The 24,136-nt window shown below is 43.2% G+C and carries 21 protein-coding genes; 8 read left to right on the top strand and 13 right to left on the bottom strand.

Annotated elements, in window-relative coordinates; translation table 11 throughout:
* Positions 1-36: 36 nt before the first annotated feature.
* Together J2128_RS02885 and fhcD are read left to right on the top strand one after the other, a co-directional pair.
* Positions 37-600 (top strand): 5-formyltetrahydrofolate cyclo-ligase, encoded by a 564-nt coding sequence (locus J2128_RS02885; RefSeq protein WP_209689493.1) that lies wholly within the window; start codon positions 37-39, stop codon positions 598-600.
* 16 nt (positions 601-616) lie between these two features.
* A complete protein-coding gene (fhcD, locus tag J2128_RS02890; protein WP_209689494.1) occupies positions 617-1,516 on the top strand; it encodes a formylmethanofuran--tetrahydromethanopterin N-formyltransferase in 900 nt (299 codons plus the stop codon).
* A 50-nt stretch (positions 1,517-1,566) separates the two neighbouring features.
* Here the strand turns inward: fhcD and cobA are convergent, their stop codons facing one another.
* The 8 genes from cobA to J2128_RS02930 form a co-directional block, all read right to left on the bottom strand.
* A complete protein-coding gene (gene cobA, locus J2128_RS02895; RefSeq protein ID WP_209689495.1) occupies positions 1,567-2,292 on the bottom strand; it encodes a uroporphyrinogen-III C-methyltransferase in 726 nt (241 codons plus the stop codon).
* Between the two features lie 13 nt (positions 2,293-2,305).
* On the bottom strand, positions 2,306-3,193 hold the full coding sequence (gene hemC / locus J2128_RS02900; protein ID WP_209689496.1) for a hydroxymethylbilane synthase: 888 nt from the start codon (positions 3,191-3,193) through the stop codon (positions 2,306-2,308).
* Entirely contained in the window at positions 3,184-4,425 is a 1,242-nt protein-coding gene (gene hemL, locus J2128_RS02905) for a glutamate-1-semialdehyde 2,1-aminomutase (protein ID WP_209689499.1), read from the bottom strand. Before hemL ends, hemC begins: the two co-directional genes overlap by 10 nt.
* Entirely contained in the window at positions 4,412-5,395 is a 984-nt protein-coding gene (gene hemB, locus J2128_RS02910) for a porphobilinogen synthase (RefSeq protein ID WP_209689501.1), read from the bottom strand. The genes hemL and hemB overlap by 14 nt, the downstream gene beginning before the upstream one ends.
* A complete protein-coding gene (hemA, locus tag J2128_RS02915) occupies positions 5,365-6,654 on the bottom strand; it encodes a glutamyl-tRNA reductase (protein WP_209689502.1) in 1,290 nt (429 codons plus the stop codon). The genes hemB and hemA overlap by 31 nt, the downstream gene beginning before the upstream one ends.
* Positions 6,651-7,274 (bottom strand): bifunctional precorrin-2 dehydrogenase/sirohydrochlorin ferrochelatase, encoded by a 624-nt coding sequence (locus tag J2128_RS02920; protein WP_209689505.1) that lies wholly within the window; start codon positions 7,272-7,274, stop codon positions 6,651-6,653. The genes hemA and J2128_RS02920 overlap by 4 nt, the downstream gene beginning before the upstream one ends.
* Positions 7,275-7,404: 130 nt before the next feature.
* Positions 7,405-8,652 (bottom strand): nickel pincer cofactor biosynthesis protein LarC, encoded by a 1,248-nt coding sequence (larC, locus tag J2128_RS02925; RefSeq protein WP_209689507.1) that lies wholly within the window; start codon positions 8,650-8,652, stop codon positions 7,405-7,407.
* Complete coding sequence (locus tag J2128_RS02930) at positions 8,649-10,499, bottom strand: hypothetical protein (protein ID WP_209689509.1); 1,851 nt, start codon at positions 10,497-10,499, stop codon at positions 8,649-8,651. The genes larC and J2128_RS02930 overlap by 4 nt, the downstream gene beginning before the upstream one ends.
* 313 nt (positions 10,500-10,812) lie before the next feature.
* Here J2128_RS02930 and J2128_RS02935 point away from each other — a divergent pair, with 313 nt between their 5' ends.
* The 3 genes from J2128_RS02935 (at position 10,813) to J2128_RS02945 (ending at position 14,423) form a co-directional block, all read left to right on the top strand.
* On the top strand, positions 10,813-12,258 hold the full coding sequence (locus J2128_RS02935) for a TrkH family potassium uptake protein (RefSeq protein ID WP_209689511.1): 1,446 nt from the start codon (positions 10,813-10,815) through the stop codon (positions 12,256-12,258).
* A complete protein-coding gene (locus J2128_RS02940) occupies positions 12,249-12,920 on the top strand; it encodes a TrkA family potassium uptake protein (RefSeq protein WP_209689513.1) in 672 nt (223 codons plus the stop codon). The genes J2128_RS02935 and J2128_RS02940 overlap by 10 nt, the downstream gene beginning before the upstream one ends.
* A gap of 135 nt (positions 12,921-13,055) precedes the next feature.
* Positions 13,056-14,423: an MBL fold metallo-hydrolase gene (locus J2128_RS02945; protein WP_209689515.1), complete on the top strand. Its 1,368-nt coding sequence runs from the start codon at positions 13,056-13,058 to the stop codon at positions 14,421-14,423.
* 99 nt (positions 14,424-14,522) lie between these two features.
* Here J2128_RS02945 and J2128_RS02950 read toward each other — a convergent pair whose 3' ends face one another.
* Complete coding sequence (locus J2128_RS02950) at positions 14,523-15,476, bottom strand: cation diffusion facilitator family transporter (protein WP_209689517.1); 954 nt, start codon at positions 15,474-15,476, stop codon at positions 14,523-14,525.
* Positions 15,477-15,645: 169 nt separating this feature from the next.
* On the opposite strand from J2128_RS02950, the gene J2128_RS02955 reads away from it, so the two are divergent.
* Positions 15,646-16,626 carry a ketopantoate reductase family protein gene (locus J2128_RS02955; protein WP_209689519.1) on the top strand — a complete coding sequence of 327 codons (981 nt, stop codon included), beginning with the start codon at positions 15,646-15,648 and terminating at the stop codon, positions 16,624-16,626.
* Positions 16,627-16,827: 201 nt separating this feature from the next.
* Here the strand turns inward: J2128_RS02955 and J2128_RS02960 are convergent, their stop codons facing one another.
* The 3 genes from J2128_RS02960 to bcp form a co-directional block, all read right to left on the bottom strand.
* Positions 16,828-17,040: a hypothetical protein gene (locus J2128_RS02960; RefSeq protein ID WP_209689521.1), complete on the bottom strand. Its 213-nt coding sequence runs from the start codon at positions 17,038-17,040 to the stop codon at positions 16,828-16,830.
* A gap of 105 nt (positions 17,041-17,145) precedes the next feature.
* A complete protein-coding gene (locus J2128_RS02965) occupies positions 17,146-18,198 on the bottom strand; it encodes an AI-2E family transporter (RefSeq protein ID WP_209689523.1) in 1,053 nt (350 codons plus the stop codon).
* Between the two features lie 340 nt (positions 18,199-18,538).
* Positions 18,539-19,018 (bottom strand): thioredoxin-dependent thiol peroxidase, encoded by a 480-nt coding sequence (gene bcp, locus J2128_RS02970; RefSeq protein WP_209689524.1) that lies wholly within the window; start codon positions 19,016-19,018, stop codon positions 18,539-18,541.
* Positions 19,019-19,300: 282 nt separating this feature from the next.
* Between bcp and J2128_RS02975 the strand changes: the two genes are divergently transcribed.
* Positions 19,301-20,641: a PAS domain S-box protein gene (locus J2128_RS02975; RefSeq protein WP_209689525.1), complete on the top strand. Its 1,341-nt coding sequence runs from the start codon at positions 19,301-19,303 to the stop codon at positions 20,639-20,641.
* A 33-nt stretch (positions 20,642-20,674) separates the two neighbouring features.
* On the opposite strand, the gene J2128_RS02980 is transcribed toward J2128_RS02975, so the two are convergent.
* Entirely contained in the window at positions 20,675-21,184 is a 510-nt protein-coding gene (locus tag J2128_RS02980; protein WP_209689526.1) for a DNA-deoxyinosine glycosylase, read from the bottom strand.
* A 135-nt stretch (positions 21,185-21,319) separates the two neighbouring features.
* Between J2128_RS02980 and uvrA the strand changes: the two genes are divergently transcribed.
* Positions 21,320-24,130, top strand: a complete 2,811-nt coding sequence (gene uvrA, locus J2128_RS02985; RefSeq protein ID WP_209689527.1) for an excinuclease ABC subunit UvrA — start codon at positions 21,320-21,322, stop codon at positions 24,128-24,130.
* The last annotated feature ends 6 nt before the right edge of the window (positions 24,131-24,136 follow it).

A 24,136-nucleotide genomic window follows, 5' to 3' on the forward strand; every position in this document is an offset into this window, starting at 1 on the left:
TAACCATAAATATTAATATAGGAGATAACATTCCTCATGTTGGAAGAGAAAAACAGGCTTCGGGACATTATGCGTGAAAAAAGGGAGAAACTTACGCAAAAAGAGCGTCTTTCTAAAAGCGAAACCATATGTCAAAATGTACTTTCGATAATAAAACCCGGCGAAACGGTTATGGGGTTCGCTTCAAAGGAGCTTGAGGTGAATACAGAGCCTCTTCTAAAGATGCTTCTTAAAAATAAAAATCCCCTTGTAATGCCTATAATTGTCAAAGAGGACAAAAGCCTCCGCCTTTCTTATTTAAAAGACCTGTCACATCTTGTGCCAAGTACTTTCGGGGTCCCTGAACCCATAGGACATGAAATTCCTGTCCCCGAAGGAGCTGTAGACGTTGTAATTCTGCCAATGCTTGCCTTTGACAAAAGGGGAGGAAGGCTGGGCTACGGCTCGGGATACTATGACAGGTTTCTTGAGAAGAATACAGACGTAAAAAAGATAGCGGTAGCGTTTGCGTGCCAGGAAACTGAAGAAGTGCCTCTTGAGGACAACGACGTCCTCATGGACTACGTGATTACCGAAAACGGAGTTGCATTCAAAAGATAAAAGGAGGGGATTAAAGATGAAGATCAACGGTGTTGAGATAATCGACACCTATGCAGAGGCTTTTCCTATGTGGTTTTCAAGAATCATAATAACAGCCGATGATTACGATCTTGCAAATACTGCGGCGGTTGAGGCGACCGGTTTTGCGACGTCTGCAATAGGATGCCCGTGCGAGGCAGGCATTGAAAGGAAATACCTTCCTGAGGAGACACCTGACAAAAGGCCCGGAGTATCCATATTCATATGTTCTGCAAGAAAGAATATGCGTGAGCGTGTCGCAGAAAGAATATCACAGTGTATTCTTACTGCCGCGACGGCGTCGGCATTCGACGGGTTTCCCGAGGCCTTGACCAGGTTTTCAACAAGGATGCACTACTTCGGCGATTCATACGAGTCGGGGTGTGTGGTAGGCGGGAGAAAGTGCTGGAAAATACCTACTATGCAGGGCTACTATACAGGAGAAGAGACTTTCGGGGCTGTCAAGGGAATTGCCGGCGGAAATTTCTTTATAATGGGAGACTCACAGAAATCAGCCCTTGCCGGGGCAATGGCAGCGGTAAAGGCGTTTTCAAATAGTGAAGGCATTATTGCAGGTTTTCCCGGAGGAATCGTTGCAAGCGGTTCGAAGGTCGCAAGCAAAAACTACCATTTCCCGATGCCTGCAAGCACAAATCACAGGTTCTGCCCCGCTTTAAAGGATATAATAAGCGACTCTCTGGTGCCCGAGGGTGTCACATCAATATATGAAATTGTCATAAACGGCCTTAACGAAAAGGTGATATCAGAAGCCATGAGAAAAGGGATTCTTGCGGCAGTCAGGGAGAAAGGAGTAATGTACATAAGCGCCGGCAACTATGAGGGAAAACTCGGCACGAGCAACTTCCACCTTCATGAGATTTTAAAGGATTTCTCGTGAGAAATATTCAAAAATAACCCTGAATAAACAAAAATCAGATATAAGAAAAATTATTCTTTGTAAAGGCTTACGACTTCGCCGATTACAATTATCGCCGGAGCTTTCACGCCTTTTTTTTGTGCAGTTTCTGCTATATTTTCAAGTGTTCCTGTTGTAACCCTCTGATCAGGCCTTAGCCCTCTCTCGATTATTGCAACGGGCTTGTCTTTTTTCATCCCGTTTTCAATAAGCGCTTTTGCAATATTCGGCAGGTTTTTGACTCCCATAAGGATGACGATTGTCCCCGGAGACCCTGCAAGCCATTCCCAGTTTATGGCAGAGTCTTTCTTTGAAGGGTCTTCGTGACCTGTAAGAAACGTTACCTGCGATGCAAATTTCCTGTGAGTTACGGGAATTCCGACGCATTCCGGGACAGCTATTGCACTTGTGACACCGGGGACCATCTCTGCATTTATCCCGTACTTCCTGAGAGTCTCAAGCTCCTCCCCGCCGCGGCCGAAAAGGAAAGGGTCTCCTCCCTTAAGCCGGACGACTGTCTTGTCCTCTTTTGCGTATTTAACCATCAAAAGCTCTATTTCATCCTGCTCCTTTGTGTGCTTACCGCCGTATTTTCCCACATCTATTTTTTCCACGTCGGGAAGAGCCGAGATTATCTCCTCTCCGGGGAGCTGATCATAAAGGATCACATCAGCGCTGTCTATAACTTCTCTTGCCCGGAATGTCATCAGACCAAGGCCGCCCGGGCCTGATCCTACAAGATACACTTTGCCTGTCATTTCTCTGCCTCTTTTAGTTATCAGTTATTCCAAGTTCGCTTCTTGCTTCCTCAATCAGGTCATAAGCCATTGCCTTAAGTTTTTTCCCGATAAGCCGGCCTTCTTCGGTTGTCTCTCCATTGTCCTCGATTCTCTGGTACCTTTTGCCGTCAAGAGAGAGAACCTCGGCTATAAGAAAACCGTCGCAACAGTACACGCCCTGCGGCGTGAAGCACCCTCCTTCAATCTCCTCCATAACTGCACGCTCAACACCAGAATCGTTTCGGGTCTGCGGGTCATCAAGGCATGAAAGGACCTTTTCTGTTTCAGGGTCGTCCCTGCATACAACGGCAATAATGCCCTGGTTCGGAGACGGCACGTACCACTGCGGGATAAGCCTTGTCCCCGGAAGTTTCAGGCCCAAACGCTGCATGCCTGCCTCGGCAAGAACTATCGCGTCATATTCCCCTTCTTTCAGTTTTCTTATCCTTGTGTCGACGTTTCCCCTAAGCTCTTTTATCTCGGGGTTCAGGTTTCCCCTCAGGAGCTGTGCCTTTCGTCTCGTGCTTGATGTGCCTACGACTTTAACGTCCTCAAGCGGGCATTCATGGACAAGAAAATCACATGGGGAATCCCTTTTGAGGACTGCACAGGTTACAACGCCTTTTGGCCTTTTGGCAGGTATGTCTTTCATACTGTGGACCGCGAAATCGACCTCTCCGTTTATTATTGCGTCGTCAAGGGCCCTTACAAATATTCCCTGCCCCCCCACCTTGTGCATCGGGACTCCGGTTTTCTCATCTCCAGTGGTCTTCACCACCACAGTCTCGGTGTCTATTCCTCTTTCGTTAAGCATACCGCAGACTCTTTTTGTCTGGGCCATCGCAAGGCGCGAGCCTCTTGTACCTACCTTCAAAGACATCTGCAGTAAGCCTCAGCTATTTTTTCAATGTCGTCTCTGCTGTGAGCTGCAGAGATGAAATTGGTCTCAAACTGCGATGGAGGAAGGAATATTCCGGATTTAAGCATCTTCTTCCAGAAAAAGGAGAACTTTTCCGTGTCGCTCTCCTTTGCTTCTACGTAGTTTTTTGGGTGCGTCTTCCTGAAGAAGAGCTTGAACATGGACCCGAGCCTCACGAACGAGTCCCGGTACTTTTCAGGCAGAGTCTCCTGGATGGTCCGGGTATTTTCATCAAGCCTGTCGTAGAGGTTTTTGTCTTTGTGAATTTCCTCCAGGTTTGCAATCCCGGAGGCCATCGTAAGCGGGTTGCCGCTGAATGTCCCTGCCTGGTAGACAGGTCCTGCGGGTGCGACAAGCTCCATTATGTCGCGCCTTCCACCAAATACTCCTATGGGAAGACCTCCGCCTGCTACTTTTCCAAGAGTTGTAAGGTCAGGTGTTATCCCGTACTTTACCTGGGCTCCACCTATTCCTATCCTGTAACCGCAGATGACCTCGTCGCATATTAAAAGGACGTCGTTTTCGCGGGTTATCTTTCTGACTTCTTTGAGGTAGTCTTTTTCGGGAAGGACAGGCCCGATGTTTCCCATAACAGGTTCGATAATAAAGGCTGCAATGTCATCACCTTTTGAGACAATCTCTTCAAGTGATTCTATATCGTTATACGGCACCTGTGCGGTATGGGACACAATCTCAGGGATTACTCCGGCAGAGTCGGGGACGCCCATCGTCGTCGCACCGGAACCTGCCTGGATTAAAACACCGTCATGTGCACCGTGGAAACCTCCTTCGACTTTTATTATGTCTTTTTTTCCTGTAAACCCACGTGCAAGTCTTATTGCAGCCATAGTCGCTTCCGAGCCGCTTGAAACGAACCTGCACATGTCAACCGAAGGGTGGTCGGTGATAATTCTCTCGGCAAGCTTAATCTCAAGTTCGCACGGAGTGCCGTAAAGCCACCCCTTCTCGAGCTGCGCCTTTATAGCCTCTTCAACTTCCTTTGGCCTGTGACCGAGAAGAAGCGGTCCGTAGCCCATGCAGCAGTCTGTCAGGACATTGCCGTCTTCGGTTGTAATCTTTGATCCTTCGGCCGATTTTACGTAGAACGGGTAAGGTTTTATCGCTCTTACGGGACTGCTGACTCCTCCAGGCATCAGTCCTTTTGCTTTTTCAAAAAGTTCACTGCTTTTCATCAAGCCACCCTGCCGCATTTTCTGCATAATATGTAATGATAAGGTCTGCCCCTGCTCTTTTAATCGATACAAGGCTTTCCAGAACTATTCTTTTCTCGTCAATCCACCCGTTTTCAGAGGCCGCCTTTATCATCGAGTACTCGCCGCTTACCTGGTAGGCTGCAACGGGCAGACCGAGAGTTGCGACAGAGGCTATTACATCATGATAAAATCCGGCAGGTTTTACCATCAAAATATCAGCACCCTCATCAAGGTCGGTTTCGGATTCGAGAAACGCTTCTCTTGAATTCTCATAGGCCATCTGGTATGTCGAGCGGTCGCCGAAACTCATACCGGAGTCTGCTGCGTCCCTGAAAGGCCCGTAAAGTGCACTCGAAAATTTCGTTGAGTATGACATTACCGGGACCTCTTCGAACCCCGCGTCGTCAAGTGCCTCTCTTATTTTGAGGACCATCCCGTCAAGCATGCATGACGGTGCAACCATATCGCAGCCTGATTCTGCATGAGATACCGCAATACGGGCCATAAGCTCAAGCGATTCGTCGTTTAAAAGGTCAGGACCGCCGCAGGTCTCTCCTATTATCCCGCAGTGGCCGTGGTCAGTGTACTCACATGCGCACACATCGGTTATGACAACCATCCCCGGAACCTTTGATTTAATCTCCGCGACAGCTTTCTGGACGACTCCGTCTTTAATCCAGGCGGATGTTCCGGCAGGGTCTTTGTCTTTTGGGATTCCGAATATAAGCATGGCACGGATTCCCTTTGATTTTACTCTCTCTGCAACGGCGCCTGCTTCAGATACAGGATACCTGAACTGGCCGGGCATTGATTCAACAGGTTTTTTTTCAGAGATTGTTTCGTCAAAGAAATACGGTGCAATAAGATCATCTTTTGTAAGTACCGTCTCCTTGAACAGAGGCTGGAGTATTCTTTTTCTTAATCTTCTAAGTCTTCTTTGGGGGAACATGGTTTTTCACCTCTGGTAATTGCAAGAACGAGTTTTTCTGCGTTTCTCATATCTCCACATTCAGCGCAGCTTCTTACTGCAAATGTGGCATCTGTAAGAAGTTTTTTTACTATAACTCTTGAAAAATCATCCAGTATCTCTTTTGTCCTGTCATCGGCATAAGAGATTCTTCCAAGGGCCTTGTCACGCTCCCGGACGCGGATAGATTCCGCCCATGTGTATAAATCACCAAGCGCCTCGTTTGCAGAGGCGCGATTTATGAGGGAGACAAAATTTTTTTCTTCCTCAAGGAGGTAGGCTTCGGCCATCTCGGCCTCATGGCGGCGTGTGTCCATGTTGCTCTCGCTGACGCTTTTAAGGTCGTCGATTGTAAATACCTTCACGCCGTCGATATCCGGGATATTCTCGTCAATGTCCCTTGGCTGGGCGATATCAATGAGAATAAGAGGATTATTCATATGTTCTGTTTCTATGGGCCATCTCTGTTTATCCAGGGTCTCTTTAAGCGGTTCATAGTGGATGACAGTATGGGGGGCTGCGGTGCACGAGATGACTACATCGGAAAGCGAGATGTAGTGATAAAGCTCATCCATTTTTACCGCTTTACCTCCGATTATTTCAGCAAGTCTCTGTGCAGCTTCATAGGTCCTGTTGGTTACATACATAGCCATAAGGTTCTTGGCTGCAAGTGCCTGTGCGACCAGTTTTCCCATCTCGCCTACGCCTACCACAAGGATATGTCTTCCTTCAAGACTTCCCAAAAGCTCTTCTGCAAGCTGTACTGCAGCAGAACCAATGGAAACGGCCCCGTTGTTTATATGAGTCCGTGTTCTGACTTCCACTCCGGCGTGGACAGCCTTATTGATGCACAGGTCAAGGACAGGGCTGCATGCACCTGTCTCCTGCGAGACTGAAAGAGCTTTTTTAAGCTGGCCGATTATCTGGTCCTCGCCCACTATCATTGAGTCTATCCCGGATGCAAGCCTTAAAAGGTGGTTTAAGGTACTGCATCCGTCAAGAGTCCGGTAACCTTCGCGGCCTTTTGATTTTAGGTAACTGTCAAGAGTTTCAGCTTCACCCTGGACATAAATTTCAACCCTGTTGCATGTCTGGAGGAGGACAACTCCCTTGAAGTGCTCTCTTGCCTCCTCAAGGAATTCCTTTTCATCAGAAAACCGGAATTTCTCAAGCTGTTCAATATTTGCCTCGTGGTGTGTAATCCCTGCACATGCCACAGGGGTCAGCAGTCTGTACTTCATTGCAAATACTTTCCTCTGATGTAATTCATTGCAGAATCTCTGCTGTTTTCAAGTTCTTTCCATACGGTTTTGTCGTTAATTACAGCTTTCAGTATAGAATCTCTTTTTTTTTGATCAGGTTCGGCCTTTTTAAGATATCCTCTTGTATCCATCTGGATGTCTATCATTTCATCTATTAAAGGGCAGTGTGATTCAAGGTATTCCCTTATATATCGCGACATTCCCGGGCTTTTACCGCCGGTTGATATTGCTATCTGATAATTTTTTCCGTTGATTACTGATGGAATAATGATGTCCCCGCAGTCGCCGCTGGCATTATTGAACAGGATATTTTCTTTACTGCATATTCTTTTGATCCTGTTGTTTAATCCGCTGTCGGAAGTTGCCGCGACAACAACATAACAGCCGTTAATTAAACATTTTATACCGTCATCCGAAAGCAGTTTCAGGTCCTGCTTTCTGGTGGTGATACCCGAACCAAAAAACTCGTCGCAGAATGCCCTGCTGACAACAATAACCTCTGCTTCAGGATAAAAAAAAGACGCTTTGCGAAACCCCACTTTTCCTCCTCCAAAGATTAAAACTTTTTTCCCTTTGAAGTCATGAATTAGAGGAATCATAAAAATATGATTTGATGCGAAGAAAATTAAAACTTTGTCTGAAGAATGGGTTCAGTATTTAATACTGCAGATCGCTGCATAAACTAAAAGAAATATTGAATTTCTGAAGACTAAAATTTTAAATACAACCTTATTCTCTGGACTTTATGCTATCTGTTTCCGACCGGAGTTTTTCACCGGTCACGGACTTCATCTGCCTGTTAACTTCCAATGCAACTTCCCTTAAAGAAACCTGAAGCTTTTGGGCTATTTTTTTCATATCTTCAAACTCCGGTTTGGCTGTGAATGTTTTGCCTTTGTGTTTTGAAATTTTGACCCTGACAGGATAAATGTTTCCTTTAATCCTGAAATTATACACCTCTCTCTTTCTTTCGGCAACAATCCGCGGCTCTTCTCTAATCCTTACGCCAAGAGTCCCCGTTTCTTTCATCAGGATTCTGGTTATCTCCATGTATTTGTCCTGTCCTGTAATCACGGACATGATAAACACAGGACGGTTTTTTTTCCCGAAACCCTGTGTCACGAATACGTCAACGGCACCTGCGTTCAAAAGCCTTTCAATGGTATATCCCATTACCTCTCCTGTAACATCGTCAAGATTTGTTTCAAGGATAACTATCCTTTCGTCCGTAAGGTCACTGATTTCACCTTCAATTACCCTGATGATATTATACCCGTTTTTACTTTCTTTAGTGCCGGCGCCGTATCCTGTTTTAACAGGAGTATATTGGGGAAATTCCTCTCTTACCACTGCAAGATTTGCCAGAAGAGCCGCACCAGTAGGGGTTGTAAGCTCCATATCACTGGAATTTTCTGCAACAGGTATCCTGTGCATGGCGCAGATCTCAAGTGCTGCCGGCGCAGGTCCTCCTATAATCCCGTTTTCCGTCTGTATAACACCGCTTCCAAGAGCGGGAGGAGTGGAATATATCGGACATTGGAGAAGTCCGGAATCTTCAAGAATCAATATCGGGCAGATTATGTCAAAGATTGTATCGGCAGAAAAAAAATTTTTGTTGTTGGAATTTTTGCCGTGAAACCTGCTGTAGACCGTGTTTAAATCAGACAGGACTGAAGCGGCTTTTTCCGACGCATAAGAGGACATTTCCAGATAATCCAGCAGCCCGCAGAGCTCATTTTCAAGATTTACTGAGGGTTTACTACGGTTTTCGCTTATTTTTACGGAAAGCTGTTTTGCGTTAAAGCCTTTCTTAGCCGTGACTAATCTTGCGTCAAAATTTGAGCATCCTTCAAGAGTAGAGACAGCCTCTGCTACTTTTTCTATCGATTCGGTACAGCCGGTAAGGTCGGCAAGAGACGCAGTAAGCATGTCTCCTGCTATTCCCCCGGCTTTAGGGTCTATTAACAGTGTTTTCATTCTAAAGGCGGAAACTGTTCATTCAGTTTTTCGTATATCTTCTGTGAAATTCTTGCCGCTTCAAAAGCCTTATCCTTTGCGCCGGGTATTGCACGGGTCAGGTATGCACCGTTTTCAGAACCCTTCGCAGCTTCTTTTGCCTCCATTCCCATGAGGGCCGCAACAGCAGCCGGAACAACTACGTTTATTATTGTATGCCCTATATACTGAAGCTCCTGGGACAATACCGCTCCGCAGAAAAGTACAGTGGGCCAGTCAGGATTATCCCTGTTTTTGCCGTTCAATGCAAAATCAGGAACTTCTTTGGCGCTTAGATTTTCAACGTGATACTCTTTGCCGTCAAGTTTTATGTCATATGATATGTAGGAATCAAAACTCCAGTAATGCTCGGTAAACTTGTCTTTCCTTCTTCCGTGAGATTTGAGAGCTGTAAATTTCAGTTCAACTTCATGCCCGGTAAAGCCTGAAAGGATAACAGAGCCTCTTTTCTCGACATATGACTTTCTTTCCTCGTCCAGAATTCTCGATACGTCTGACACAGTTTTGCCGCTTTTAATCATATCGTATGTACGCGATGCACGCCTGTGGATGGCTCTGTCCCTTACTCCTTCTGATGCCAGTATGCATGCTTTTGTCACTTTTCCACGGCTGACCTGTTCTGCCTTGCGGGATATTGTGTTAAGGCTGCACAGGGCAAGCTCGGGGTCTATAAAAGAATTCATCTTATAGTCCTTTATAGCCCCGGCGACAGCAAATACATCCCCTTCATGCTTTATTAAAAGCCTTAAGGCTGGAACACAGTCTCCTTCTACGTGACCCAGAGGGGGGTTTACAGGCCCGCCGGAGAACCCTGCTCCTATACTTGCAGATTCTTCGAAGGCTGCAAATATCTCCGAAAGTGCCATTGAGCCTATTACAGAGGGACCCCCTATGTCCTTTAATATAAGACCAAAATCTCCCAGAAGTTTTGCAGTATCATACTCCTCGTGTGTTCCTCTGATATGCAGTTTTTCAGGAAGTTTGGCTGCATCTCTTGCGCCTTTCCCGGCAAGATACGATGAGTCAACGGTTCCGAACTGCCCAAACTCTTCACCCAGTATTGCATCAGGGTGTACAATCTCCATTGTAACAGCAGAGCCTATAAGTGCCGGCCAAAGCCCGAGAGGTGTAACTCCTGCTCCTGCCATGGCGTTAAGCATTGCTTCGGTTCCGATTTTTGCGGCGTTATAGGCAAGCTCAGGGATATTATAGTCTTCACCGAGTGCCGAATGACCGTAGATAGTCCCTCCCGAGATAAAAGGCGGAAGAATCCTGCCGTCAACTTTTGTAAGCTTTTTTTCTCCCAGAGCTTTGTATATCGCTTCATATGCAGGAAAAGCCTGTATCCTGTGCGTTGATTTTCCTGTCACAAGCGCAATTGCACTGGTTCTTGCAACTTTAGCATGAATTCTTGCTATTGCACCAAGCTTCCTGTTGCCCAAAGGTACTCCTGACCTGGCACAGGAACCTGCGAAATAAGCCAGTGAGGCAACTATAAGTGCTGCGTTTTCAGGTGACGCTCCAGCTTCAATTGCGTGATTCACTGCTTTTTCTATAACCATGTCTACGGGGAGTTCTCCCTGTGAAGCGTCTACTACTGTCATCCTCCCGACAAGACTCATTTCAGGACCTGCAACCGAGCAGAAAAGATCTTCTGCTATCGAGTTTGCAGCAGCGTATACCGGGATAACCAGAGAGCCGTGCCCTTTTGTGGCGGCCTCAAGTTTGTCGTTTGTTATAATATCCGGCTCAAATGCCGATGCCATGCATGCGGCAAAAACTATTTTCTCTTTTGATTCGTCGTTCATGATTCACCCCTTTCTGCACGCGTGAAAATATGGTTTTATTCTAATTAAATGTTGACAAAACTTAAGTATGCCAAAGAATATTGAATCGTTTTTCCGGCAGTATAAGGTTAACACCTAATTATAATAAATAATAAATATTATGAAATAAGGGCCAGATCTAAAAATTCTGCCAGGAACAGAATTTTTAAAATTTATTTTTTATTTAACGGAATAAAAGTCAGTTTATGCCTTTGTATTATTTTCTGCTTTTCAGGAGGGTATTTTCTGTAAAAGCTTATTATTTATGACTAAAATTAAGTATTACCTACTGAAAATGTATGAACTTGCATCTCCCGTAAGGCTGAAAGTGATAATGAAATACCTTTCCCAGGTGCTTATCGGAGCTGCATTCGTCATTTTTATCCCGTTTCTTGCAGCCGCGTTCAGCGGAGAAACTTTTGTTGCAGCCATATATCTTTTAATTACAGCAGTTATTTTCCTGGCAGGATTTGTCATTAACAAAATACTGCCTGAAGATGAGATGGAGCGAAAAGAAGCTGTAATTATCGTTGCACTGGTATTTCCTCTCCTTGCACTTATATGCACTTATCCTCTGACTCTTTTAACCGACATCTCTTTTACTGACGCATTTTTTGAAGCTGTTTCAGGAGTTACGACAACCGGACTTTCAGTATCCCCGCAAAATCCCGGAGATCTGTTTTTGTTTATGCGCTCCTGGCTCCAGTGGATAGGCGGAATAGGAATTCTTGTTATAGCGCTTATAACATTCTCAAACCCTGGAGCAAGCGCTTACAGGCTCTACAGTGTTAATACGGGCGACAGGAAACTCAGGCCTACGGTCTTTGCGACGGCAAAAGTCATAATAAGCCTGTATGTAATACTGACACTTATATCGTTTGTCCTCCTTTTAGCGGGAGGAATGCCGGTTTTTGATGCCCTGTGCCACTCAATGTCTTCGGTCTCAACAGGGGGTTTTTCGACGAGCGGTGAATCTGTCTCAGGCTTTCCCGGATATTTCCTTCCTTTGATTGTTACCGTAAGCTGTATTCTGGGGGCGATAAACTTTGGTCTTTACCCAAGTTCACTTGAAAATATCAGAAATTTGTTTTCAGATATCCAGATAAAATATTTCTTTGCAATAGGTATTTTCGGGTCCGTAGTCCTTCTTATAACTCTTGGCAACAGTTATTCTTTTGATGAAAGCATATCCGTATCCTTTTTCCAGGCATTTTCTGCACTGACTACATCAGGATTTTCTACTGTTGATACGGGGTCACTGCCTGATGTTTCAAAAGTTGTCATTTCCGCTCTTATGTGGGCCGGTGGGTGCATGGGTTCCACGGCGGGAGGAATTAAAATAATAAGGCTGATAATCCTTTTAAAAATAATCCAGCTTGTTTATATAAGATTTTTCCTGCCCAAAGAAGCCCTTACACCATTAAAAATAGGTTCAGAAAGTATTGATCCTGAAATAGTATATAATACAATAACAGTATTTCTGCTTTATTTTATTGTAATCTTTGTTTCTGCGTTTATATTTATGATTTACGGGTTTAATCCTGTTGATTCCCTGTTTGAAGTTTCAAGTGCACTGGGAACAGTAGGACTTTCATGCGGGATTACCTGTGCAGGGATGCCTGTTTTTTTAAAGGTGGTCCTGATTTTTGATATGCTTCTCGGAAGGATAGAAATTATTCCGCTATTTATATTGCTGTTACCGCGAACATGGATTAAGAGAGAGAAAAGAGTATGCGGGTAATTATAGTCGGGGCAAGCGCCCTTGGTCTTGACCTTTCCAGGATGCTTATCAAAAGAGGTTACGAAGTAGTACTGATTGAACAGGACTCACAGACGGCAGAAAGTCTTTCTGAAAGCATGGACTGCACTGTAATCAATGCCGAGGGGACAAGCCCTGACATTCTTGAAAAGGCCGAGATAGGAAAAGCTGATGCAATTGTCGCATGCGGAGGCCATGACCAGGACAATATACTGACGGGACTTATTGCCCGCGGATATAATGTACCGGATATCATTATCACGACAAAAAATACCGAATTTATGAATGTCGCAAAAAAACTTGGGTTTCACCATGTTGTAAACCCTCCGCAGACAGCTTCAGTCAGCATATATAATACGCTTAAAGGAATTGACACAATCGAACTTTCCACGATGATGAGAGGCAATGTAAGATTCATAAGCATTATCGCAGGCGAAAGTCACAAAGGAGAAAAACTGTCTGATATTCAGCTTCCGAAAAAAAGCGAATTCATAGGCCTGTACAGAAATGATGACTTCTTCCTTGTGACAGAAAACCCTGCTGTTGAAATCAATGATGAACTTCTAATTGTAACTCTTTCAGAGCATGTAACTGAAATCGATGAGATTTTCCGTGATTACCAAAAAGAGACTATACAAAGCTGAATTTCACGGATAAACTGCAATTACTTCCGCATTTCTTACAGACATCGGTACCATATTCCGGTTAACCCGGGATGTGAATTATTTTATATATTATTTTTTACTATAACAGACTACATGAAAATTTAAAGTGGTAATATGCTTTTAAAACAATTTTTCACGGAAAAATTAGCTCACAACTCATACCTTATCGGAGGCAGTGAGAGATGTGCAGTTATTGACCCCGACAGGGACGTTGAAAAATACATGTCTGCCGCAGAAGAAGAGGGCTTAAAAATCACACACGTTATTGAAACACATCTGCATGCGGACTTTGTATCCGGTCACCTTGACCTTGCAGGAAAGACAGGAGCCCTAATATATGCTCCGGCTGAAGGGAAATGTCTCTTTGACCATTTACCGTTAAAAAATGGCGATGAATTCTTAATAGAAAACATAAAATTCCATGTTCTTGAAGCACCGGGTCACACACCCGAATCCTTGGTATATGTAGTATCAGACCTTTCAAGGGGCCCTGACCCGGTTCTTGCTTTTACAGGAGACACCCTGCTTGTAAACGATGTCGGAAGACCTGACATTTCCACTGAAAAATCCCGTGAACTTGCAGGGATGCTGTATAAAAGTCTTCACGAGACAGTTATGAAACTTCCTGACAGCTGCATTGTCTTCCCTGCACACGGAGAAGGTTCTTTGTGCGGGAGGGCAATCGGTTCAATGAGGTTTTCTACGATAGGATACGAAAAAAAACATAACTCTGCTCTTTTACTTGATAATCCCGGTTCTTTTATAGATTCACTCACAAATGACATGCCCCCGGCGCCTGATCATTTCCCAAGGTGCAGCGAGATAAACAGAAAAGGGCCTGTTCCTGTTTCCGAACTTAAAAATCCTGTTTCCCTCACTCCGGAACAGTTTAAATCACGTATTAAAGGTGGAAACACAGTAGTCATAAGCACTGAGGATTACCCCCGATATGGCGGAAACCACATCCCCGGAAGTTATAATATTTATATGAACGGCAATTTTTCAACTTTTGCAGGATGGGTCATTCCGCCTGACAAAGATATTCTTCTTGTTACCCAAACAAACGAAGAGGTGAAAACGGCGGTTGTAATGCTTAGGAGAGTTGGTCTCGACAGGGCGGCCGGATACCTCAAAGGCGGCATGCATTCATGGGTTTCTGCCGGATATGATACCAGCCATATATGCCAGCTTTCCCCGCCTGAGGTCTTTAATAAACTAAACAATGAAGAGTGGATGCTTCTGGATGTAAGGTCCAAAAATGAATATGAAGGCGGGCATATAGATGGTGCAGTAAATATACCTGTAGCGGATTTAAGGACAGAATACAAAAGATTTGACCCTGAGAAGAGAATAATTGCAATGTGCAGAACAGGCAGGCGCTCAAGTCTTGCATGCAGTATCCTGAAACAGAATGGTTTTGAAAATATATATAATGCAGAAGGGGGAGTTACGGGATACAAAAACGGAGGATTTATGGACTGACAAATATTTGTAAAACGGAAAAATCTTTCCTTCATTTTTTCAATGGTCTCAGTTTAAGGCTTATGTCATTATATGCCGGAGCGGAAAAATTGTTTATTTTCAGCTTTTCTTTTTATAGTTGCAGAATGACCCGCACCTGTCGCATCCGTTTTTACCTTCATTGCACGGTTCGACATGGATTGTGACGACTGAACGGGGAAATTCAACCTTTAGGTCGGATTCTATGTGGTCTTCAAGGTCATGCGACTGGCGGACCGTAACATCACCTGAAACAACAAGATGAAGATTTATAAAAATTTCAGGGCCTGCACGTCTTGTCTTAAGGCCGTGAAAGCCTGCATACTCCGATTCATGTTCACAGATTATATCCTTTATTCTCTGTTTGTCCTTTTCAGGGATGCTCCTGTCGATAAGATCAGAAAGCGATCTTTTTGTAAGGTCAAAAGCCGCGTGAAGTATTACAAATGCTACTGCTATTGCTATAACGGAGTCCAGGGCATAAATGCCGGTAATTTTTATCAGAATCAGTCCTGCGAATACTCCCAGAGAAGTGTATACATCTGTTCTGAGGTGCCATGCGTCGCTTTCAAGGGCAATTGACTCTGTTTTTTTTGCAGTATCCATAAGTCTGCCTGATACGACCCAGTTGACGAGCGCTGAAACCCCCATTACTGCAACACCCGCCAGAAACATTCCTGAAGGCTCTATTGAATGCTCTCCTTCCATAAGTTTTGAGAGAGCTTCAAATATTATGAGTACAGCAGCCGCAAATATCAGAAAAGCTTCTATGAGGCCGGAAAAATCCTCAAATTTTCCGTGTCCGAATTCATGCTCCGTATCCGGAGGCTCTTCAGATTTTTTCACCGAAAAAAAAGCGATGACAGCTGCAAGCAGATCCATTCCCGAATGAATTGCCTCTGAAATTATACTGACAGATCCTATGGAAAAACCGACAATGAATTTCAAAACGAAAAGACTGCTGTTTGAAATTACAGAAAGTTTAGCGGTATTCTGTTTTATATTTCCAGAATTATTTTCGGATGGAACTGACATATGCTCAGGCTATAACTTCAACCCGGTTCAACTTAATTCATTTGGTATCGGTCGGGAAATGAAATGTATTGACAAATATAAAATGTCCTTTACTTATCAACAGACCTTTGTTTTGGGTATACAGGTATTCCAAACTTAATTAAAAAATGAAGCAGATTATGTTAATGAAATGGATAAAGAAAAAAAAGAGATTCTCATACTTGGGGCCGGCGCTGTAGGACTTTCCATAGCCGGCAGACTCTCCGGTATCTGCAATGTCTCAGTCGTATGCAGGGAAAGACATGCAGAGGTAATACGTAAAAAGGGACTTTTCATGGATGGTATCTGGGGTAATAAGAAAGTAAGCGGAATAAAATGCTTTTCATCACCTGAGATACTTGCTGAGGCCAAAACAGGATATGACTTTGTACTGATAACATGCAAAAGCAATGATACACTGAATGTCTGCAATGAATACAGCAAATTTCTGAAAGAAAATATCGCCGTCAGCATTCAGAACGGAATTGGAAACGGAGATATAATTCAAAGATTTTCTGACCTGGTTATCGGTGCAACTATTACGACAAATTTTTATTCGCATGATAACGGGTGTGTAACTGTCCGAAACGAGACAGAACCTTTAAAAATAGGTATATATCCAGGCAACAGGAATACCGGGGACAGTCAGGGGGCTCTAAACGAAATTGAGGAGATTCTGTGCAGAGCAAAAATAAGTACCGAAATATCTTCTGATATCAGGGTTTCAATATGGGAGAAAAATCTCCTAAACATAGCAGTGAATCCCGTCAGTGCAATACTTTCCATTAAAGTGGGAGAGGTTATGAACGAGAATGTGAAAGTCGTCGTTACAGGACTGATAAAAGAGACTTTTGAGATAATGTCTGCAGAAAAAATAAAGACAAAATGGAAAAACCCTGACGATTATCTGAATTATCTCTTCAGTACTCTTGTACCCTCGTTTTCCGGGGTATACACATCCATGTACCAGGACCTTGAGATGAAAAGGGAGACAGAAATTGATTATATTAACGGAGCTGTAGTTAGTCTTGGGGAAAAAAACGGAATAAAAACTCCTTTCAATGTATGCGTATGCAGTCTCCTGAAGTATTGTGAAAACAGAAAATTACTTTCACTGTGCACGGTCGAATAATAAATAACATACCTGTGATTTCTTTAATTGTGTCGGTATAGGTAAAAGACTGGGAAAGGTAAATACCCCTGTTTGCATATGAGAAATTCTCTGAAATTTTTCAGTGTTTTACTGTTATTCAGGCACAAACAATCCGATAAAAGACTCCTAAAAACCTCGTAAATACTTTTTTTTAAATTAGAATGGTTTTTTAATATTGTCTCAGCTTTCTTCAAGGAAGTATGGCAGTGCCCGTGGTGCATGGACCTTTATTTCTTCCATAAAATAAGAACCCATCTCCTTCTCCGAATCGGCAAGGGACTGTTTCATTGTTCTGACAAGCCACGCAGGAAGTTTACCTTCGGCATCAAGCGAATTCATAAGAACCACGACAGCTTCATCGACATCGATTTTGTTTTTCCATCTGTAACCCATAATTTCCCCCTTTTTTATGTCAGATGTCTTGTTGAGAATACTGGTATATAATATTATCCTGGAAAAAGGAAATAGTGTAAAATATTTCTTATCAGCAGTGTCCTGTTATTTTTCAGGTTTCGTTTTCTCCGGAATATCTTCCATTCCCAGAATGACCGTAATCCACTTTGTACTTTCAATATACCTGAAGGCAATTAAAATCATTATTGTCAGAGGAACCGAGATGAGCATACCAATCGGTCCGAGGACCCATGTCCAGAGAACCAGAGAAAGTATTACCACAAGCGGAGGCATATTGAAGTCTTTGGCTGCAAACTTGGAGAACACGATATTTTCGACGACTGCGTTGATTATGCATATTCCTATTACAACAATAACAACACCCCACAGGCCAAGCTGAAGCCATGCAAGGATTATCGCCGGGACTGACACTATCAAAAGCCCAATGTAGGGGATATAGCTCAATATGACTGCCATAACCCCCCAGAATACTGCCAGATCTATTCCGAGTGCATAAAGCATGGCCCCGAAAGATGCCCCCAGAACAACGTTTGTTTTGGTTTTTACGACAACCCATCCTATCATACTTGTGCACATTTCCCTGTACTGAACTAGCAGGCTGCTGTCTTCACCTGCAAGCTTTTTTATCCTTCTTGGAAGAGACGGAATTTCAAGGAGAATGAAGCATGTTATAACAATTATAAAAAATCCGTCCATCAGAATTGCAGAGACATTTCCGGCAAGACCCAGCAAAATTTTTGATAAAGTCCCCCAGTCAGGTAAAAACAAAGAATCTGCCGACACAGAAACCCCTAAATTACCTATCAGGCTGAATAAACCCTGCATTCTTATCGTAAAAAGCTCCTCGTATTTAGGAAGATCCATGAGAAGGACGTTTACGGACTCAAAAATAAGAGCAAGAAAGAAAAAAATCACGATTATATATACCGTCATTATTATTGTAACGGAAATTACATCTGAAAAACCCCTTCTTTTCAGCCTGAACAACAAAGGTGTTCCAAGCATCGCAAGAATTAGGGAGATTACAACCATATTTATCAGGTATGCAGTTTCATGCATGCCGACAAGTATTATAAATATCAGGGCTCCCGTAAGCAGGTACCTGAGATTATCGCTTAGTTTGTCTATATAACTCATTTGTGGAAATCCTGCGCATTTTTTTGCACGTAACTTTTTTCGTATATGTTGTTTTATGGTTTAAAGCAGTGCATATAAATATTGCTGTTTATGGCCTTATCAGATGTAAATAGTAATCGGCAGACACTCATACAAAAACAACAGCATGATTCTTAAAACCAACAATTTTTTATCCGGGACGCTTTATCAGGCACCGGAGGACTGCGGAAGATGCCGATCCGGAACAAGGACCATTCATGCATTCGGTGGCAGACGTGTTGTTCAGTTATTGTTCAAATCCGGCGGAAAAAGCACAGAGCAGTAAAAGGGAAATTTTTCAAAAACAAAAAATTAAAAAAAATCAGGAAATTTCCTTTAATTTTTCCATAACATCATCGGTATGACCTTTCACCCTGACTTTTCTCCAGATATGGCTGATTGTGCCTGATTTAGAGAGCAAAAATGTACTCCTTTCAACACCCATGTATTCCCGCCCGTACATCTTTTTCAGTTTCCATATACCATACTCCTTTAAAACCCGGTGATCCGGGTCTGAAAGCAGAATAATGTTAAGATCATTTTTTTCTGAAAATTTTTTATGGCTTTCGCATGAATCAGGACTTATCCCAATAACAACTGCATCCAGACCAGCAAAAGTCTCCAGGTTTTTGGAAAAAGATTTTGCTTCCTGTGTACATGCAGATGTATTGTCTTTTGGATAAAAATACAGGACAACATTTTTTCCTTTGAATACAGACAGGCATACCTCTTTGTTTTCCTTGTCAAAAAGACAAAAGTCAGGTGCAGGCTTTCCTTCCTTTAAGCTGATGGTATCAGGCATAATGGTAATATTGCCAGTTTGAGACATTATAATATTATTGGCAAACTTTTTTTCACAATACCTGATATCATATATAATCTCCATATCCGTTCAATAAATTATATATGTTTATTGTGAAAGACTCAAATATTCCTCTGACAAAAAAAGAAATAACGAATGGCAGGACTCCCTTTTATTGATCAGACAAAAAACAATAATTGTATCTGTCTGGAAAATTGCCCTTTTATCAAAGAACTCCCTGAAAATATAAAAGGTGATACCCGCCGGTTCCTTTTCGATCTGATGTGTTTCTCGGTTGAAAATTCTGTGGACGAAATATACTGGATAACCAGGGATATGAGGGTTATTTATGCAAACGAAAGAGCATGCAGTTCCATGGGATATTCGCTTGATGAAATTCTGTCTAAAAAGGTAGATGAACTGCGTCCTGAAAATGAGGCAAAAAGACTGAAAAATCAGTGGAATGAGATATTTTCAGGCAAAAAAAGTTACATTTATGAAACATACCACAAAAGATCGGACGGGTCAACATATCCTGTAGAATCTCATGCGAGCTATTTCCGTTCGGATGTCCTTAAATTTTCATGCATTTATTCAAGGGATATAACCGATAGAAAAAAATATGAAGGAAAACTTAAGCAATCCGAAAAAGAAAAAACGCTTATTCTTAATACAATTCATGAAAACCTTGTATTTTATGACTGCAATTTCAAAATAATCTGGGCAAACAAAGACCCTGCTGATTCACTTAACATGAAACCCGAAGACCTTGTAGGAAAGATCTGCTATAAGCTGTGGTACAACCGCGATTCTCCCTGTGAGGGCTGCACAGTCCTAAAGGCCATAAACACAAAAAAGCCTCTTGTTGAAGAAAAAACAAGGTCCGGCGGGAAAAGAATAAATGTAAAAGTTGCAGCATATCCTGTTTTTGACGAAAATAACCAGGTTATAGGTGCAGTTGAATCTGTCCTTGACATATCCAAGAGAAAAAAGGCTGAAAAAGCTCTGGAAATAAGTGAAAAACAGTATAAAGAACTTTTCTCCACAATGAACAACGGATTCGTACTTCATAAAATTATTACTGATGAAAACGGTATTCCATGTGACTACAGGTTTCTCGAGATAAACCCCGCATTTGAAAAGATGACCGGATTAAAAGCGCAGGATATCCGCGGCAAAACTTTTTTTGAACTATACCCTGATGAAGACAAAAAAAGCATTGAAAGGTACGGAAAAATTGCACTGTCAGGTATACCTGAAGAGTTTACAGAGTACAACAGTATTTTCGGGAAATATTATAAGATATATTCATATTCACCAAGGAAAAATCAGTTTGCAGCAATATTCACGGACATAACCGATATAATAAGCCTGAAAAAGCACCAGAAACAGTCTCTTCAGCAGATCGAAAAAAACCTGGAGCAGCTCGCCATATTAAACGACGAAATAAGAAATCCCCTACAGACAATAATCGGGTATATAATGCTCGGGGATTTCAAATATACCTCTGAAGTTTTGGAGCAGACCAAAGTAATAGACAGGCTTGTAAACCGCCTGGACCAGCAGTGGCTTGAATCACAGAAAATCAGGGATTTTTTGCGGAAACATTACAATTTTGACTAATCCTTTCTATAAAAACATAAGTACCGGAAGTTTTTATCTTACGTAATCCCTGATGACAGCCCAGCGTTCTGCTTTTTCCTCAAAACTATATAGTGCATTTGCAGGACTTGATGAGGGAAGGGTAATAACCTGAATACCTGGAAAAACGTCTGAAAAATTCTTATGATACCTGAAGAATAGTCTGCCTGCACCGGTTATCCCGTTTAAAAAAACGGCCCTTATACTATTATGGGACTTAATGAAGCCAAAAATATCATTAGGAACTACATTTTTTATGCTTCCATCCATGCTTTTTACCCTGTCACATGTATAAACGACGTCCCACAGGGCAATACCTGATGACCTGACAGCTTCCGTTTTTCTTTCATAGGAAAGGTCGAAATCAATGTTGAGAGTTATTTCAAGCAGTTTCCAGAAGTGGTTCCTTTTGTTTGCATAGTACTGATTCTTTTCAATCGAGACTTCACCCGGAAAACTTCCGAGGATTAAAACTTTGGGTTTTTTACCGGAAACAGGAAGAAGACCGGTACGTGGAGTCTTCATTAGTGTCTACAGATTAAATTACGCGGATTTAAAAAGATTTGCGTTCCTGAAAAAATTTTAAAAACCTACACTTTCACACCGCGTGCCTCTATAATCATTTATATGAAGACTCAAATAGACTTCTGATAACTAAAAATGGACTCAATAATAATACGGGGAGCAAGGGAGCATAACCTCCGGGACATTACCCTTGAACTCCCGAGAGACAAGCTAATCGTAATCACGGGAGTATCGGGCTCCGGAAAATCCACACTCGCTTTTGACACAATTTATGCGGAAGGGCAGAGAAGGTACGTTGAGTCACTGTCTGCTTATGCACGTCAGTTCCTTGGCCTTATGAACAAACCTGACGTCGACTCAATAGACGGCCTGTCCCCTGCGATATCAATAGAGCAGAAGACGACATCAAAAAATCCCAGGAGCACTGTCGGGACAGTCACTGAAATATACGATTACCTGCGTCTTTTGTTTGCAAGGACAGGTACGCCCTTTTGTCCCGTTCATAATATAGTCATAGAATCCAGGTCACCAGAGATGATAGCGGACGCCATATCCTCGGAATATAAGGGCACTGTAACAATACTGTCGCCGAAAGTCCGCCAGAAAAAAGGAACATACCCGTATATCTTAAAAGACCTGAACAGCCAGGGTTTTTCAAGGGCAAGAGTCGACGGTAATATAGTGAAAACCGACGGTGAGATAAACCTTGAAAGATATGTCAAGCATGACATCGAGATAGTAGTCGACCGTCTCGACCCCGGAGACGACAGATCAAGGCTTGTCGAAGCGGTTGAAACAGCACTGGAAAACTCAGAGGGTCTTGTAATCGTTCTTCCTGAAAAAGGGGAAGAAAAAATATATTCGTCAAAACTTGCATGTCCTATATGCGGTTTTTCATACGATGAACTCCAGCCCAGAATGTTCTCGTTCAACAGTCCTTTCGGTGCATGCCCTGAATGCAACGGACTTGGAATAAAAATGGAGTTTGATCCAGACCTCATCATTCCTGACAAAAGCAAATCGCTCTCGGAAGGTGCTGTTGCAATGTACAGGAATTTCCTCGACGGCTATCGTGTCCAGTACCTTGCATCGGTAGCGAAACATTACGGGTTTGACATATTCACCCCCGTAAAAGACCTGACAAAAGAACAGTACAACGCTCTTATGTTCGGGTCAGACGATGTCCTCCGGTTTAACCTGAAAAACAGGGAGGGGGACACGTCATGGTCGCACAACGGAAGGTGGGAAGGCCTTCTGCCGCAGGCGTCACGCCTGTACGGCCAGACAAAATCAGAATACCGCAGAAAGGAGCTTGAGAAATTTATGAAAGTCTCCAAGTGCCCAAAATGCGGGGGAAAACGCCTTAATGAAAAGGCACTTTCCGTAAAGGTATCCGGAAAATCAATAGTCGACGTAACCGACCTCCCGGTCTCCGACTGCCTGAAATTTTTTGACAGCTTAAAACTAAGCAAAAAAGATGAAGAAATTGCAAAACAGGTATTAAAGGAGATAAAATCGCGCCTGAAGTTTCTTGAAGAGGTAGGTCTCGGGTACCTCACCCTGTCCCGGAACGCAGGGACTCTTTCAGGCGGAGAAGCACAGAGAATACGCCTTGCGACACAGATAGGATCAAACCTTATGGGTGTTTTGTATGTGCTCGACGAACCTTCAATAGGTCTCCACCAGCGCGACAACCACAGGCTTATTGAAACGCTTCAGAAGCTGCGTGACCTCGGCAACACGCTTGTCGTGGTCGAACACGACGAGGACACTATCAGGGAAGCCGACTATGTCGTTGATATGGGCCCCGGGGCCGGAGTAAACGGGGGTTATGTCGTATCAAGCGGTACTCCGGATGATATTGAAAAAGATGACAAGTCACTTACCGGCATGTACCTCTCAGGCAAAGAAAAAATAGATATTCCCAAAAAAAGAAGGAAAAGCAAATCATTTATTCATATCACAGGGTGCCGGGAGAACAACCTGAAGTCGGTTGATGCAGATATCCCGTTAGGCCTTTTTACTGTGGTTACGGGAGTCTCCGGGAGCGGAAAGTCGACCCTTATATATGACACGCTTTATCCTGCGCTTTCAGCCAGAATAAACAGATCAAAGGCAGAAGGTGGTAAATTTGACGACCTCTCTTTTGACAGACCCGTGGACAAGGTAATAGTCATTGATCAAAGTCCTATCGGAAGAACCCCGCGTTCAAACCCGGCAACATACACCAAAGTATTCGACGAGATAAGGGGCATATTTGCGGAGACAAAAGAAGCCAAGATCAGGGGATACAAACCAGGGAGGTTTTCCTTCAATGTCAAAGGGGGAAGGTGCGAGACCTGCTGTGGGGACGGCGTCATAAAAATCGAGATGAACTTTCTTCCCGACGTCTACGTTGAGTGCGAGGAATGCAAAGGAAAACGCTACAATTCCGAGACACTTGAGGTGAAATACAAAGGAAAATCAATATCCGACGTTTTGAACATGACGGTCGAAGAAGCGGCATCGCTATTCGAGAATCACCCTTCCGTTAAAAACAAGCTTGAAACCCTGTGCAGGGTGGGACTAGGATACCTTAAACTCGGCCAGAGTTCGACAACCCTTTCAGGCGGGGAAGCACAGAGGATTAAACTGACGCGTGAGCTGTCGAAACGTGCAACAGGAAAAACTGTATATCTCCTTGACGAGCCTACGACAGGGCTTCACTTTCACGATGTAAAAAAACTAATAGGCGTCTTAAACTCTCTTGTTGAAAAGGGAAACACAGTTGTCGTAATAGAGCACAACATGGACATGATAAAGTCGGCGGATTACATAATTGACCTCGGTCCCGAAGGTGGAGACCTTGGAGGTAAAATTATTGCGACAGGAACACCTGAAGAAATTGCAAAGGACAAAATAAGTTATACAGGGCATTTTCTGGCGCAGATACTGAATAAGAAATAAAAACCA

Origin of the sequence: Methanomicrobium sp. W14 (genome assembly GCF_017875315.1) — an archaeon.
GTDB lineage: Archaea > Halobacteriota > Methanomicrobia > Methanomicrobiales > Methanomicrobiaceae > Methanomicrobium.

Bases quoted from the DNA above. Each gene is read 5' to 3' on its own strand.
- larC (WP_209689507.1), bottom strand. From the start codon at position 8,652: ATGAAAACACTGTTAATAGACCCTAAAGCCGGGGGAATAGCAGGAGAC.
- J2128_RS02885 (WP_209689493.1), top strand. From the start codon at position 37: ATGTTGGAAGAGAAAAACAGGCTTCGGGACATTATGCGTGAAAAAAGG.
- cobA (WP_209689495.1), bottom strand. From the start codon at position 2,292: ATGACAGGCAAAGTGTATCTTGTAGGATCAGGCCCGGGCGGCCTTGGT.
- hemA (WP_209689502.1), bottom strand. From the start codon at position 6,654: ATGAAGTACAGACTGCTGACCCCTGTGGCATGTGCAGGGATTACACAC.
- hemL (WP_209689499.1), bottom strand. From the start codon at position 4,425: ATGAAAAGCAGTGAACTTTTTGAAAAAGCAAAAGGACTGATGCCTGGA.
- J2128_RS02920 (WP_209689505.1), bottom strand. From the start codon at position 7,274: ATGATTCCTCTAATTCATGACTTCAAAGGGAAAAAAGTTTTAATCTTT.
- bcp (WP_209689524.1), bottom strand. From the start codon at position 19,018: ATGCCTGATACCATCAGCTTAAAGGAAGGAAAGCCTGCACCTGACTTT.
- J2128_RS02960 (WP_209689521.1), bottom strand. From the start codon at position 17,040: ATGGGTTACAGATGGAAAAACAAAATCGATGTCGATGAAGCTGTCGTG.
- uvrA (WP_209689527.1), top strand. From the start codon at position 21,320: ATGGACTCAATAATAATACGGGGAGCAAGGGAGCATAACCTCCGGGAC.
- hemB (WP_209689501.1), bottom strand. From the start codon at position 5,395: ATGTTCCCCCAAAGAAGACTTAGAAGATTAAGAAAAAGAATACTCCAG.
- J2128_RS02950 (WP_209689517.1), bottom strand. From the start codon at position 15,476: ATGTCAGTTCCATCCGAAAATAATTCTGGAAATATAAAACAGAATACC.
- J2128_RS02955 (WP_209689519.1), top strand. From the start codon at position 15,646: ATGGATAAAGAAAAAAAAGAGATTCTCATACTTGGGGCCGGCGCTGTA.
- J2128_RS02965 (WP_209689523.1), bottom strand. From the start codon at position 18,198: ATGAGTTATATAGACAAACTAAGCGATAATCTCAGGTACCTGCTTACG.
- hemC (WP_209689496.1), bottom strand. From the start codon at position 3,193: ATGTCTTTGAAGGTAGGTACAAGAGGCTCGCGCCTTGCGATGGCCCAG.
- J2128_RS02945 (WP_209689515.1), top strand. From the start codon at position 13,056: ATGCTTTTAAAACAATTTTTCACGGAAAAATTAGCTCACAACTCATAC.
- J2128_RS02975 (WP_209689525.1), top strand. From the start codon at position 19,301: ATGTGTTTCTCGGTTGAAAATTCTGTGGACGAAATATACTGGATAACC.
- J2128_RS02935 (WP_209689511.1), top strand. From the start codon at position 10,813: ATGTATGAACTTGCATCTCCCGTAAGGCTGAAAGTGATAATGAAATAC.
- fhcD (WP_209689494.1), top strand. From the start codon at position 617: ATGAAGATCAACGGTGTTGAGATAATCGACACCTATGCAGAGGCTTTT.
- J2128_RS02930 (WP_209689509.1), bottom strand. From the start codon at position 10,499: ATGAACGACGAATCAAAAGAGAAAATAGTTTTTGCCGCATGCATGGCA.
- J2128_RS02940 (WP_209689513.1), top strand. From the start codon at position 12,249: ATGCGGGTAATTATAGTCGGGGCAAGCGCCCTTGGTCTTGACCTTTCC.
- J2128_RS02980 (WP_209689526.1), bottom strand. From the start codon at position 21,184: ATGAAGACTCCACGTACCGGTCTTCTTCCTGTTTCCGGTAAAAAACCC.